We start from the raw sequence: 11,790 nt of genomic DNA on the forward strand, positions 1-11,790 counted from the left end.
CTCCAATGCACGCGTTGCAGACTAAAGCCTATTTCCGCGCGTTGACATTGCTCGTCCGCATGAAAGAGCATGCAAGTGCCGAGCAATTCGCTGGTTGTCTGCAATTCGACCGCGCAAACGANGTCCTCGCCGTCAGCTGATTTTTTTAATAGACGCGTGATGCGGTCCGCTGCCTGATCTAAGCGGGTCATCGCCGGAAACGAGAAGCGCATCGCATCTGCGTCGGACCACATTGCGAATAGCGCTTGCGCGTCTTCATCACGAAGCGGCCGCAGAATGAGGCGCGGGGTATTCAGCGTTATCGGTTCAAATAGCGGCATGACGGGGCGGGGCGTGGGAAGTAGATGACCCCATTAAAGCATGTGAGCTGCAAACGGACAACGGCATGCATCGAACGCGTGGCAGTGCAACGTTTGTGCGGCTGCTTTCGGGATTTGCCTTTGTCGCTTGTGGGTCGGCTCGTGCCTTTTGCATCGCGCGCGCAGACAAGATGAGCGTCGCGCTCGGTCGCGGGACGCTGATCGGCCAAATTGGGACATTCAACGCGCTCGGCTACATCGTTGACGATCGATGACGGCTGTTGGTCTCCGTTTGCACGCGGCCTCTTCAATCCCGCTCAACATGCGCCGCCGTTCACAGATTCGGTGCCACCTCTCGACGCAAAATTAGCATCGGCTTGCCTCGATACGTGAGCTCATCTTTAATTTGATACGAGAGTTTTTTCGCCAGGGCTAGCGATGCGAGGTTATCGGGAGCAATGATGCACACGGTTTCTTTGCAGTGAGAATCTGCCTCCAGCCACTTTAGGGCCGCTGTCGCCGCTTCAGTAGCGTAACGCAGTCCCTGCGAGTTTTTTGCAAACATCCAACCGATTTCGTGTGCCTTGTCGAAGTCCGGAGTCAGTGTTCGTTTGAAACGAAAGAATCCAAGTTCGCCTGCGAATTTCCTGCCACTCCTTTCCCTGACAATCCAATGACCGAATCCCAGAAGCGCCCAGTGGCCCACTATCCGGTGTAAGCGCGCCCAAACCTCTTCCTCCGTGAGTGGCGAGTCTATAACTTGGGCGGTGACCTCCCTGTCTGACCACATCGAATGCATTTCATCGAAGTCATCGATGGTGGGCGGAGTCAGAATCAAGCGGTCGGTTTCCAGCGAAACGGTGCGATAGGGCGTGTTGCTATAGAGGGCTGAGGTCATTTCGGCAAATATTAGTGCGACCCGATAATTTACCCATTCATAAAGCTGTACGCGAGTGTGAGCGGCCGCTTTCGAGCGCCGCCACAGACCGCTGTGGGTCGATCAGCGACAGTCGCCGACGTCAGCGTCCCGTCGGGTAGGGGCCGTCGCCCGGTTTTTTTCACTAACCGTGTCAGCAGTTTTTCACTTGCCTGGCACAGTTTTCACTTTATGTGTCACCCGACACGGCCGTTCGACTGCTGAAAATGGTGGAGGTGGCGCGTGCGAATGGTAATATCAATCCAATAAATTGAAATCCGGTGCACGCCTGACTAACTCAAGGGCGCGGAGCATGCTGACGATATAAGGGGGGTTCGGAGCAGCTGTCGCATACGAGCGGGGCGCCCGAAGGTATCCGCAGGCTCGCTCATGGTCGCTATCAATTCAGCCACGACATGGCGAATGGTCGCAAGCCCAAACGCACGCAATGGTGGGCACAGATCTCAGTGCAGGCCGCGCTTTGGATTCTCGAACGCTACGTGCTTCGCGTGGCGGAACGGAACCGTCTAACGCAGGACTTCACCGATGACACCATTGTGGTCTCGAAGGGCGATCTCCGTAAAGTCCTGCTCGGCTTCCTCAAGCGTCTTGAAGGCTAAATCTTTACAGGCAACGCGCCGGTTCGGCCGATGAGCACCTGATGAAGCTGTGGTATTACGCGCTTGAGGCGCACTAAGAAAACTCGGAAAACGTTATGCACAGGTCTATCAACAGATTCTGTGGATAACCGGACAGGAAAACACTATGCAGGGATCGACCGATATCGAAATGCTGCGCGGTGCCCTTCAAGAGCCTGAGGATGAGCTTTGCGCATTGGGCGATACGTTGGTGAACGAAGGATGGGACACCACCACCATTATTCTCACGCTCAACGTGGTTCGAATTGCTCTCTACCGAAACGACGGCACTGGACAAGGTGTCGACAAATTCGAAGGGGCGAGACAGGCTCTCAACGATGTACGCGCGGCGGAACGTAGACCATCGGAAAACTGCGATGAGGAAGCCCTCCGGCGAAAGCTCGACTCCGCGAGTGAAACGGTTCTCCTGATCGAGGGCGATGGAGTCTCGACAGGCAGGAAGTCCGTCGAGCCTGGCGTCCTTGCCAAATTCGCCGTCGCGAGTGCGCACCGCAGCGTGCGAGCGCTCCGTGAGAACACCATCGAGGGTCATGTTGTGTTCGAAGGCGACCCGACCCGGTACGAATTCACGCCGGCAGCGGATTTCGTGTATCCCGCGCGCGTTCACTAGAAAAATTGCCACTACAAGTCGGGGTTGAAAATGGTGTGGGGAATATTTTGGCGCGTGTTTCTTGGTGAACTTATTGCGTCTCTGGCATTGATGGCTTTGTGCTTGTTATCGCCGCTAAAGCCGCTCTTGTATGGACCCCAATGGATGCTCTGGCATCCAACTATCGCCTTCGGCTGGTTTGCGGTGCTTCTACTTGGCGGCTTGCTCCGCGGCGGCAATGGCCTGCTTTATCTTATTTGGGGAGGCCTGCTGGACAAGCCGGGATCGTTTTGGCGACGACTTCACGGTTGTCTTGGTGGTCTCTACGTCGTTCTCGCGCTCGTGAATATCGCTGTGGCCCACGTGGTGCCATTCCGTGCGTGGTTGGAGCTAAAGACATTCGGACCGCTCCTTGCGCTGATCGGCTTTTCGGTTTGGGCGGCCCGGTATCTCGGCGACGATCGGCGAGCGGCAGGCAGTGCTTGATACAACGGTAAACGGAAATGAACACATTGCATCTACGGGGTGAGAGGCGCGAATGTTGACGAATCCGGCGTTCTGGTCTGTGATTTTTTTTCTGTTGCCATTGGCTCAGGCTCTCAGCGACTGGCACAGTCGGCCCGTAGCATGGACGAGTTTGATTGCTGCGGTTCTATTGCTCGGCTACGCTCTGGTGACTTGGTGGCTGTATCCCAAGGGTTATAGATGGACATGGAGTGCGCTCAGAAACTTAGCGTTGGGGCGGAAAGTGGCGTTACCCGACGCGGCCCGAATCGCGTACGAAGAGGCCCGCGTTCACAATTCGATTTGGGCGGACGCAGCAGAACGTTTGGGCATCGACAGTTCGCCGGACGGCATCCTGGGCTACATGGCGGCCTACTATGCACAAGACGGCCAGCTCTACGGGGTGAGAAAGCCGTCAACGCGCGTTGAGCCGATCGACAGACGGCAGGCTATGCACGGCGTGTTCAGGGAAGGCGCAAAGCATCTTTATCTCCGGGACCAGAGTAGGACCGAATTTTCGGAACTACGAGTGTCGAAAAAGGATGTTCGGGCGGTTCGAAAGGTGATGCGCGAGTCGTTAAGGACGACTAGGCCGATCTGACTCGACGCCTGTCAAAAGTATTGGAAAGCGGTGAACAGATATGTCATGTAGCCGAGAATTGAATGATGCGACGTGCTCTAGGAATCGGCTTTTTTTTGTTTAGCGTCAGCGCCCACACGCAGACACTTTCTGTCCCGAGCTATCGGTTTGACAGCGAACCAGTTATGGGGCCGAAAGTCATGGTCGTCGCAAAAGTCCAAAACACGGGCAGCGGCCGCCTGGCGGGTTGGGCCTGTCTTCGCCTTTATGATAAAGATGGATTCGAGATCAAGAGTGCCTTGTCTCAGGAAGTAAATATCGCTCCGGGTGATGTTGAGTCTGTAACGGTGACGTCTTACATGAACGACAACCTCGTTCATCAAGTGAGGGAGTCCAGACTCTATGTTGCGAAGTACGGATGTGCAGATGCGCCAAGCGCCGCGCTGACAAACGTTCGGATCGCGCGCTTTGTAAGCAAATGAGATTGGCCGGCGACGTCAAACGCCACGGATAGTAAAACAAGATGACCGCGCTTATCCAAAATACTCACAATGGATCGCCGAGGCTGAAGCTGCAATTCGCGCCGTTGAGCCGGCTGCGGCGGCAGTGGTGTCGGCCGTTCGCAGCTAAGCGCTGCTGGAACTCGGAATGAGGCTGCGTTATTCGCCCAGCTCGCCGATGGTTCCGATTGGCGCATCGCGCTGCGCTTAAAGATCGACCCGTCCCCACACAATTGACACCTATGTCGCGAAACTCCTTCTCACCGCTCCTCCTATCGGCAGAATCGGTGCCGACACCCTTACGGCCACTCGTGGCGGGCGATCGTGAAGGTGATTACAGTGAGGCCGATTTACAACGACTCATCCACGCCCACCCGTCCTGTCTGCCGATTGCAGAGATCGATGCGATTTTCGATGATCCGATCGCCATCTGTACCGAACTCGAGACAACTGCCGGTCGGATCGACAATCTCATGGTGACGGCATCCGGTTTGCCCGTGATCGTCGAGTGCAAGCTGTGGCGCAATCCCGAGGCCCGGCGCGAAGTCGTTGGTCAAATTCTTGACTATGCAAAGGAGCTAACGCGCTGGTCCTCGTCCGATCTACAGCGCGAAGTACGGCAGCGCCTGAAAGTCGATGGCGATCCGATTCTCAAGAAGGTGCGTGCGTTCGCTCCGACCATCGATGAAATTCAGTTTAACGATGCCTTGACGGCTAATCTTCGGCGCGGCCGCTTTCTGCTCCTGATTGTCGGAGACGGCATTCGCGAGGGCGTTGAGGCGATCAGCGAATACCTGCAGGCGCATGCGGGCCTGCATTTCACGCTGGGGCTAGTCGAAATGCGGATGTTTTTGACGCCGGACGGAGGCCGTCTTGTCGTGCCGCGCGTCCTCGCGCGAACGACAGTTTTGACGCGAACGGTGGTGGCTCTCCCTGACGGCTTCGGTCTTGCGCCTGACGAAGAAGAGGGAGGTGTCGCCAGAATCGACCCAGGGCGCCTCGACCGCATGAACGCACAGCAGCAGTTCTGGAGCGGGTTCCTGCAGACGCTCAAGCTGGATGATCCCGAGCAGGCGATCCCCAAGCCGCCGAAACAGGGCTACCTAAACTTCATGCTGCATCCCAACGCGTGGTTAAACGTCTACCGGAACCAGCAACTCAATGAGGTTGGGGTCGAATTATCGTCTAACAGAAGCACTGGCGGCGACTACGCGATGCGTGCAATTGTCGAAGAATGGCCGGATGTTAAGGCGGATCTTGGCGGCACGGCCGAGATTTTCCAGAGGCCGGCCGATGGGAGGATGTCGGTTTGCGACCGCCGGAGGTTCGCCAACGTCGATGCACCTGAAATCCGCGAACAGATGTATGGGTGGTTGGCTGAGCGGACGAACGCCTTTGTCAACGCGTTGCGGCCGCGCGTGCGATCGGCAGCTGCGGATTTTCAACGTCATGAAGGGTGATTCAGGCAACGCACGTTGTTTCTGTTGATGTGATCGCACCGCGTTCGTTCTTCGGAGCGCTGAGGTGCCGACCACCCGGCACCTTGCCTTGCTTTATTCGTGACCGGCACTTCTGAACGCACATAGTGGCTAAGTGCGAGTGCGGCCCGCCTTTCGCTATGGAGGTCGCAATGTGGCTTTTTGCCGCTCGCTCCGTCTTTTCGCAACGATCGTTGCGGAGGGATTGCACCGGTAGGCGCACTGTGGGGCGTTGAGCTATGCACCGACTGTGCGTATAATGTGCCTGTACAGTTCGCGACTTGGAGCGACCCATGAGCGCCATTGCCTTTGCCGACGTCCTTGAGTCCGCGCGGGAAGCGGGAACTTCCCGTCTATCCGCCGCCAACCTCGCCAACGTCTTGGGCTTGCAACAGCAAGACCTGGCAACCTTGGCGGGTGTTCATCGCAACACGCTGCGCACCCATCCTGAGTCGCCGAGACTCCAGTCCACCTTGCGCGACCTCGTGCGCGTGCTGTCGGCAGCTGCGGCGGTACAGCCGGACTTCGAGCGAGCGCTGTTTCTGGTCAAGAACCAACCCATCCCCTTATTTCGCCATAAGACTATCCTGCAACTGCTCCAGGACGGGCGGACTGAGGATGCGATCGACTATCTGGAGTCGATTAGCGCAGGATTTATTGGATGATCGTGACGCACTTGCCGGCGGGCACCGTGCTTTACCGCGCACATACACCCCGCTGGGCCAGCCGGCCTGCCAGTGGAGCAGGCGCCGCAGCCAAAGGCGGGCGCTTCAACCGTGAAGGTGTCGAAGCACTGTATTTGTCGCTGGAAGAACTCACGGCGCTGCGCGAGTACCAGCAGACCTCGCCCTTCCTGCCACCCTGCACGGTGTGCTCCTACACCGTCGCCTTGGGTAATCTGGTCGACCTGCGGCAACTCCACCACGGTCCTCTTTGGGACGAACTTTGGCACGACTGGCGCGAGGATTGGCGGCACCTGAAATTCGAGCTGCACATCGAGCCCCCGACCTGGGTTCTCAGCGACATGGTTCGAGAGCAGGGCTTTACCGGCATTGTGTTTCCCAGCCAGACCGACGAGCGCGGTACAAACGTCGTGGTGTTTACTGACCGCCTCGGAGATGGCAATTCGATCGAGGTCAACGACCCCGATGGCCGACTTCCGCGGGACCAGGCAAGTTGGCTGCGTTGAAGACACCTTCCTGAGATTCATGCCGTTGCTGTTCAGAATTGCTGCTAGCCAGTGCTCATAGTGGCGCTACGGCTAGTGGCGATTCTGAACCCCTACGTCAATCGAATCACGCGGTTCTGCTCCAGCCATTGCAGGCGTCTGTCCACTTCTAGGTCGGGTGCCGCTTCGATGATCTTGTCCAGCACGTTCGCGAGTTCTGCCGAGCGGCCGGATGATCCCGGGCCGGATAAGAGCCAAAGAAAATGCAATGAGGTTTCCGGATTCGCACTGACAGCCCCCGACTCCTCGAGCAGCGATACCCCGTACCAACCTCCATCAATCGGCGTCAAAAAATGACGCAATACTGAGAACGCCTCGTCGAACGCCGTTCCGGCCGTTGCGCAAAGCGCGGCGAGTTCCCGTGACACAGCTGCCCGTTTGAATCGCGCTTCATATGGCCAGACAGCTTCGAACAGTGGTTCCGCAAAGTGTAGCCAAGCTAGCCCGGGCGAGTTACCGATCTGCCGTATGTACTGCCTGAAGCACTGCGCGGCGCCCATGAGCACGCTCTGCGGCACTTTCGTTAATAGTCGTCTCACTTCATCCAGCGAAAGTGGTGCCTTCCCGGTACTCGGGCTGATTCTCCAGCTAAACAGTGGATGGAGAAACTTCGAGGCGGCGAAGGCTGCACCGTGTTCGGTCCTGGCAGCGGTCTCACAGGCTGCCATGAAGAGCGCACCCTTGAATGCCCGTGTGGCGGAGAAACTCAGTTGCGTGCCGGCGATCAGCACCGTGCGAAGCCTGACTCCTTCCTCGCTGCTCTCGCCCAAACGCTTGCGGAATGCGCCAAGCGCAAGGCGCCAGTCGACATGCAAAATAAACCCCGCACTGTGGGCGAATGCGCCACGCCCCAGCGAGCCAGCGGGCGTATCCGACAAAACCACTTTTCTCAGCCTCTGGCGATCGTTGATCGCTGTCCCGGCCGCAGCGTTTCTACGTTCAATTAGCAGCAACAGGAACTCAGCAAGTCGCCCTGCTGGCCGGTTGATCACCCGATCATAGAACCGTTCCATATCCTTTGGATCGATGGGGTCCTCCTGCCGTTCAGCCATGTCCCAGAGCCGGTCCCACCAACGGTTTATGGCATTGTCGTCTGCCCGCTTCGCATACGTTCGAAGCAGATAGCTTAGCGGCGATACCAGTGAGGCCAGCACTTCGTCATCCGCCGTCACGAGACGCTCGAACGAACTCGCGACGAGTTGTTCGTTGTCAGTGGTGGGGTCGTTGTTGACCACGGTCAACGCCGTGAGCGCCTGCAGAAAATCAGACCACAAACCAGCATTTTCCGGCGTAAGGTCGGCCCCCTGCAGGACCTCAAACGCCGCCGCCGGTTGCCCCGAACAGTAGGCGGACCAACTCAGTTGCGCCATGAAATCGCGTTCATCGCGGAGCGTGCGCGCGATGAGAAGACGGTCTGCGGCGTCTGCGCCCATCAAAGGAGCAGGATCTCCCTGAACCGACTGCACACCCGTGGAAAAGCTGCCGAACAGGTCGCTTTCCTTGTAATCGCCCTTTATGAACGGGTGCCGCGATGCAATGGCCTCGAGCTGGGTATGCCCTGCATCGGGTAACACGCCGGCCAGTCGGATCGCCGAGAGCAGCAACCAGACGCGATGATCCCGTGCCTGGGGGCGCCAGTCCGCGCCTTCAATCTCATACTCCAGATAAATCGACGGATACTCGGTCAGGATTCGGCTCACGATCGCTTCGACCAGCCGTTCCGGGGCGTCACCCAGTCTCTCACGCATGACCAGGACTAGTTCCCGTCGCATGGACCAGAATGCCCCACCCGGCAACTGAAGGATCGCGGTGGCGGCTTCCTCTGCGCTGAACAGCGTAGGATTCCGCTGCGCGTTGATCCACAGTCGCTGACCGAGTCCCCCCGCAACACGCTTCCACGACGCTGCCAGTTCGCGCGCATACGCGCAATCCTCAACGGCAATTCTGCCGAGCAGTTCGCTTAGTACGACGCACAGATGAACGGCGCCATCGTGATAGCGGTTTTGTTCATGCGCCTCCACGGCTGGAACGCCGTTGTCGAGCGTGTCGCAGTCGCTGCTTATAGCACCGGCTTCGTGCGCTGCGATACCTGTGTTGAAAAGTGATTCGTTGCACAGCTGCGCGATTCTTCGCTCTTTCCCGCGCATGTTGAGGATGGCCGTCACGAGACGGTCAATACCGGAGACATCCTCGAGTGACAGCGATACCCTGACGATGTCTCTGAGCGATATCGGCGTCTCTGCGGCACTTTCGCCTGCAGGTCTCCATTCAGTCTTGATTTCAACGGTTGCGCGGCCGGGAGCGACGGGGAATCAGACTCCAGACCGGTTTGCCGCCTGCCGTCTCAGGGTTCTTCGTCCCGTAACTGGCCTACTCGGCCGATTCCTCCGCGGCTTTTGCTTCGAGATCGGCGCGTATCGCGAACCAGTGCAGCTTCAAATCGCGCAATTCGGGGGCGAACTCCCCGCATTCCATACCAGTCACAGCAAGGTCAATAAGCTCGGTGATCGCTACGCTCACGGTCAACAGCGTGGACGCCATACCCGCGATGTCCGGGCCAAAGAAATAGCCGTGGCTGCCCTCCTCCGCCTTGATATGCCGGATCAAAGCACCGAGCGTCGCGTGAGCGCCGTCTCCTGACGTGTATCGGTAGGCAATTTCGTAGAACAGCTCCAGGCCCGTATTCAGCGCCAGCGTTCGATAGTTGAGTGACCGGCGCTGTGGAAAAGCGAGTTTGAGCTCGGCCATGGTTCCTCTGAGTCGCTCAAGCGACTCTTCGTCTGGCTGGGCATTAGCGGCGTTCAACCCGATGATGTTGGTAATCGCGCGGATGCTGTGTTCCGCGTCACTCTCGCGTAGGATTTCGAGTGTGCCGGGCAAGTTGACCAGTCCCTTCGCAACGATGAGGGTCTCGGCGCATAGGGTGCCAATGCGCGCGCTTCTGGCATCGCACCGCGCTCAATCATCAGGACAGAGCACTGGAACGCGCCGGTCGCTCGTGCAAATGCCGCGATGGCCCACTTCATCTCCTCCGAGATGCCTTGCATCGGTATGGCTTTCATAACCCGCAATGCCATGCCGTTCGCACGGTACGCGTAACGAAACGCATCGGCGTATGCCTCGTGTGCCGCGTGTTTCCACTGGTCCAAGTCGTCGGATAGAAAGCCGACCGCTTCGAAAGTCGCCATAACCCCTCGTTTGCCCGTTTTGGTCGCTTTCTGGTCATTGGCCGGAGCAATGGCGCAATGATAGGGCAAATCGCGGCGGCATCCGCAAACCAACGCCGTGGCCCGAGGCGTCGCTGGTCAAATCTCCCTAAACGCCCGACATCGCGCTGGGCTTGGGCTCTCCGCAAACGAAGGGGATGAAAGCTCCAACTTTCGCCCCTTCCGCTTCAAGCCGTCAGTGTTGTCCAGAAATGAAGGGGCGGATAGCTGCAACTATCCACCCCTTCACTGCCGGCCAGTTCTGCTGCCTTCTCCCGCTGAGCCGCTGCGCCGCTGCGCCGCCTATATTGCTAAAGACGCCGCCGTTACCTTAGGAGCCCAAGATGTCCACCGATCCTTCCGATACCGTTCCCGATCCCGCACGGCCATCGCCGGGCGCGACGGGCGAAGCGCCACCCAGCACGACGCCCGTCTCTTCGGACGACCACGTTCCCGACGCCGACGCCGCCGAGCCCGCTCCGCACGAGCACCTTCCGCCCCGGTCGGACGATAACTGACCGCCCTCGAACACAGCGACGGGCATCTGCAGAACCAGCGTGCAACGCTCTTCCGGCGCGCCTACTGCCTCTGGCCTGAAAGCCGACACGCTCCCGCCTCTTGGAAAGCTTCGGTCCCAGAAATGAAGGGTATGAAAGCCACAACCTTCATACCCTTCATTTTCATCCAGGTGCCAGCGGCCGTCTCGCGTTGACTCGTTCTCCTGCCTAAGTTGGCGCTGTAGACCCGCATGAAGGTCCAGCGCCCGACCTTGTCACCGCGCGTTGACCGCATCCTTGAACGCCTTGCCCGCGGCGAACCTGACGGTCTTCGCCGCCGAAATCTGGATCTCGGCGCCGGTGGAAGGATTACGTCCCACGCGCGCCGCGCGTGCCCCGGTCGAAAACGAGCCAAAGCCGACCAGCTGAACGGCGTCCCCTTTCGTGACCGCCTTCGTCACGGTGCCGATGAAGGCGTCGATCGCGGCCGCGGCGGCCGCCTTGCTGTGCCCCGTCGCGGCGGCGACGGCGTCCACCAGTTCCTGCTTGTTCATCTTTCGTTCCTTTTCCAGGTTTGCGATGCCGCCACCCTACCCTATTGGTCCGCCGCCATGCAACCGCAGCTGGCGTCAGGCTTCCATTCGATGCGAAAGGCAAAAATGGGGCGGGCACGTGCGGAACGTGACTGCGGGCAGAAACAAACCCGCGATGTTGCCGCTCCCCAGTGTTGATAACTGCTATTACCAAAACTGCATTTAATGCATCGAGCCACCGGAACTCCTTGGGGAAGGTCATCGTTAGTGCACTCGTCACCGGAAAACAGCACAATGAAACCGTCGAAAATCGCGGGGTCTGTGCCGCCATGCTGCTGACCATCGCTCTCGGCGCGTGTGACAGCAAGTCGGCTACGACAAAAGAAAACTATGCGAAGGCTGTGCAGCAGTACCTCGATGCCACGGACGCAGTCTGCGTCTGGAGCACACGGCCTGCGCCGTTCGAGTATGCGAACGTTCGCGCTAGGAGCAGCAGCAGGCAGACCAGCTTGTGAAGGTGGGACTGCTGGCGAAGGAGCCTGCGACGGTGCGCGACTTCAGTCAAAGCCTGCCTGGCGCCCGGTACACGCTGACGGACGCCGGAAAGAAGGCGTCCAGAGGTGTGGCGTCGGGCCTCGGCAACCGGTTCTGCGGCGGAAAAGCGAAACTGATGGACATTGACGTGCCTTCAGCGGGCGTAAAGGCGCAGGCGGGCGATAAGGTGTATGTGCACTACGTGGCACAGCTCGTTGACCGGCCTGCCTGGGATGACGAATCGGTTCTGGTGGGTCACATCGAACT

General features: G+C 58.6%; 14 protein-coding genes and 1 pseudogene. 10 read left to right on the forward strand and 5 right to left on the reverse strand.

What is annotated here, in order from left to right; genetic code table 11:
• Nucleotides 1-320: GNAT family N-acetyltransferase (locus F759_RS0134010; RefSeq protein ID WP_027803725.1), on the reverse strand; the 320-nt coding region annotated here is incomplete at its 3' end.
• A gap of 313 nt (nucleotides 321-633) precedes the next feature.
• Nucleotides 634-1,197 carry a GNAT family N-acetyltransferase gene (locus F759_RS0134020; protein WP_051377566.1) on the reverse strand — a complete coding sequence of 188 codons (564 nt, stop codon included), beginning with the start codon at nucleotides 1,195-1,197 and terminating at the stop codon, nucleotides 634-636.
• A gap of 434 nt (nucleotides 1,198-1,631) precedes the next feature.
• Between F759_RS0134020 and F759_RS0134025 the strand changes: the two genes are divergently transcribed.
• The 8 genes from F759_RS0134025 (at nucleotide 1,632) to F759_RS0134060 (ending at nucleotide 6,714) form a co-directional block, all read left to right on the forward strand.
• Nucleotides 1,632-1,835 carry a hypothetical protein gene (locus F759_RS0134025; protein WP_027803728.1) on the forward strand — a complete coding sequence of 68 codons (204 nt, stop codon included), beginning with the start codon at nucleotides 1,632-1,634 and terminating at the stop codon, nucleotides 1,833-1,835.
• Nucleotides 1,836-1,980: 145 nt separating this feature from the next.
• The gene (locus F759_RS44675) at nucleotides 1,981-2,484 is read left to right on the forward strand and encodes a hypothetical protein (protein WP_244438988.1); all 504 of its coding nucleotides are present in this window, start codon (nucleotides 1,981-1,983) and stop codon (nucleotides 2,482-2,484) included.
• A 90-nt stretch (nucleotides 2,485-2,574) separates the two neighbouring features.
• On the forward strand, nucleotides 2,575-2,949 hold the full coding sequence (locus tag F759_RS0134035; protein ID WP_274533508.1) for a septation protein IspZ: 375 nt from the start codon (nucleotides 2,575-2,577) through the stop codon (nucleotides 2,947-2,949).
• A 52-nt stretch (nucleotides 2,950-3,001) separates the two neighbouring features.
• On the forward strand, nucleotides 3,002-3,568 hold the full coding sequence (locus F759_RS0134040) for a hypothetical protein (RefSeq protein WP_027803730.1): 567 nt from the start codon (nucleotides 3,002-3,004) through the stop codon (nucleotides 3,566-3,568).
• A 62-nt stretch (nucleotides 3,569-3,630) separates the two neighbouring features.
• Nucleotides 3,631-4,029: a hypothetical protein gene (locus F759_RS0134045; RefSeq protein ID WP_027803731.1), complete on the forward strand. Its 399-nt coding sequence runs from the start codon at nucleotides 3,631-3,633 to the stop codon at nucleotides 4,027-4,029.
• A 329-nt stretch (nucleotides 4,030-4,358) separates the two neighbouring features.
• Complete coding sequence (locus tag F759_RS0134050; protein WP_209440540.1) at nucleotides 4,359-5,507, forward strand: PDDEXK family nuclease; 1,149 nt, start codon at nucleotides 4,359-4,361, stop codon at nucleotides 5,505-5,507.
• A gap of 311 nt (nucleotides 5,508-5,818) precedes the next feature.
• Nucleotides 5,819-6,190 carry a hypothetical protein gene (locus tag F759_RS0134055; protein WP_027803733.1) on the forward strand — a complete coding sequence of 124 codons (372 nt, stop codon included), beginning with the start codon at nucleotides 5,819-5,821 and terminating at the stop codon, nucleotides 6,188-6,190.
• On the forward strand, nucleotides 6,187-6,714 hold the full coding sequence (locus tag F759_RS0134060) for an RES family NAD+ phosphorylase (protein ID WP_027803734.1): 528 nt from the start codon (nucleotides 6,187-6,189) through the stop codon (nucleotides 6,712-6,714). Before F759_RS0134055 ends, F759_RS0134060 begins: the two co-directional genes overlap by 4 nt.
• Nucleotides 6,715-6,806: 92 nt before the next feature.
• Here F759_RS0134060 and F759_RS0134065 read toward each other — a convergent pair whose 3' ends face one another.
• The gene (locus F759_RS0134065) at nucleotides 6,807-8,918 is read right to left on the reverse strand and encodes a hypothetical protein (RefSeq protein ID WP_027803735.1); all 2,112 of its coding nucleotides are present in this window, start codon (nucleotides 8,916-8,918) and stop codon (nucleotides 6,807-6,809) included.
• A 205-nt stretch (nucleotides 8,919-9,123) separates the two neighbouring features.
• Nucleotides 9,124-9,633, reverse strand: coding sequence for a DUF5677 domain-containing protein (locus F759_RS0134070; RefSeq protein ID WP_152530782.1), 510 nt, complete (start codon nucleotides 9,631-9,633; stop codon nucleotides 9,124-9,126).
• Nucleotides 9,634-10,303: 670 nt separating this feature from the next.
• On the opposite strand from F759_RS0134070, the gene F759_RS43535 reads away from it, so the two are divergent.
• A complete protein-coding gene (locus F759_RS43535; protein ID WP_167334054.1) occupies nucleotides 10,304-10,477 on the forward strand; it encodes a hypothetical protein in 174 nt (57 codons plus the stop codon).
• 254 nt (nucleotides 10,478-10,731) lie between these two features.
• Here F759_RS43535 and F759_RS0134085 read toward each other — a convergent pair whose 3' ends face one another.
• Entirely contained in the window at nucleotides 10,732-11,028 is a 297-nt protein-coding gene (locus F759_RS0134085) for an HU family DNA-binding protein (RefSeq protein ID WP_274533509.1), read from the reverse strand.
• 508 nt (nucleotides 11,029-11,536) lie between these two features.
• Between F759_RS0134085 and F759_RS0134095 the strand changes: the two are divergent.
• Nucleotides 11,537-11,790: pseudogene (locus F759_RS0134095) on the forward strand (hypothetical protein); the annotation flags it as partial.

This window comes from Paraburkholderia dilworthii (assembly GCF_000472525.1).
GTDB lineage: Bacteria > Pseudomonadota > Gammaproteobacteria > Burkholderiales > Burkholderiaceae > Paraburkholderia > Paraburkholderia dilworthii.

Coding starts and splice junctions, on each gene's coding strand:
- F759_RS0134020 (WP_051377566.1), bottom strand. CDS start 1,197: ATGACCTCAGCCCTCTATAGCAACACGCCCTATCGCACCGTTTCGCTG.
- F759_RS0134025 (WP_027803728.1), top strand. CDS start 1,632: ATGGCGAATGGTCGCAAGCCCAAACGCACGCAATGGTGGGCACAGATC.
- F759_RS44675 (WP_244438988.1), top strand. CDS start 1,981: ATGCAGGGATCGACCGATATCGAAATGCTGCGCGGTGCCCTTCAAGAG.
- F759_RS0134035 (WP_274533508.1), top strand. CDS start 2,575: ATGGCTTTGTGCTTGTTATCGCCGCTAAAGCCGCTCTTGTATGGACCC.
- F759_RS0134040 (WP_027803730.1), top strand. CDS start 3,002: ATGTTGACGAATCCGGCGTTCTGGTCTGTGATTTTTTTTCTGTTGCCA.
- F759_RS0134045 (WP_027803731.1), top strand. CDS start 3,631: ATGATGCGACGTGCTCTAGGAATCGGCTTTTTTTTGTTTAGCGTCAGC.
- F759_RS0134055 (WP_027803733.1), top strand. CDS start 5,819: ATGAGCGCCATTGCCTTTGCCGACGTCCTTGAGTCCGCGCGGGAAGCG.
- F759_RS0134060 (WP_027803734.1), top strand. CDS start 6,187: ATGATCGTGACGCACTTGCCGGCGGGCACCGTGCTTTACCGCGCACAT.
- F759_RS43535 (WP_167334054.1), top strand. CDS start 10,304: ATGTCCACCGATCCTTCCGATACCGTTCCCGATCCCGCACGGCCATCG.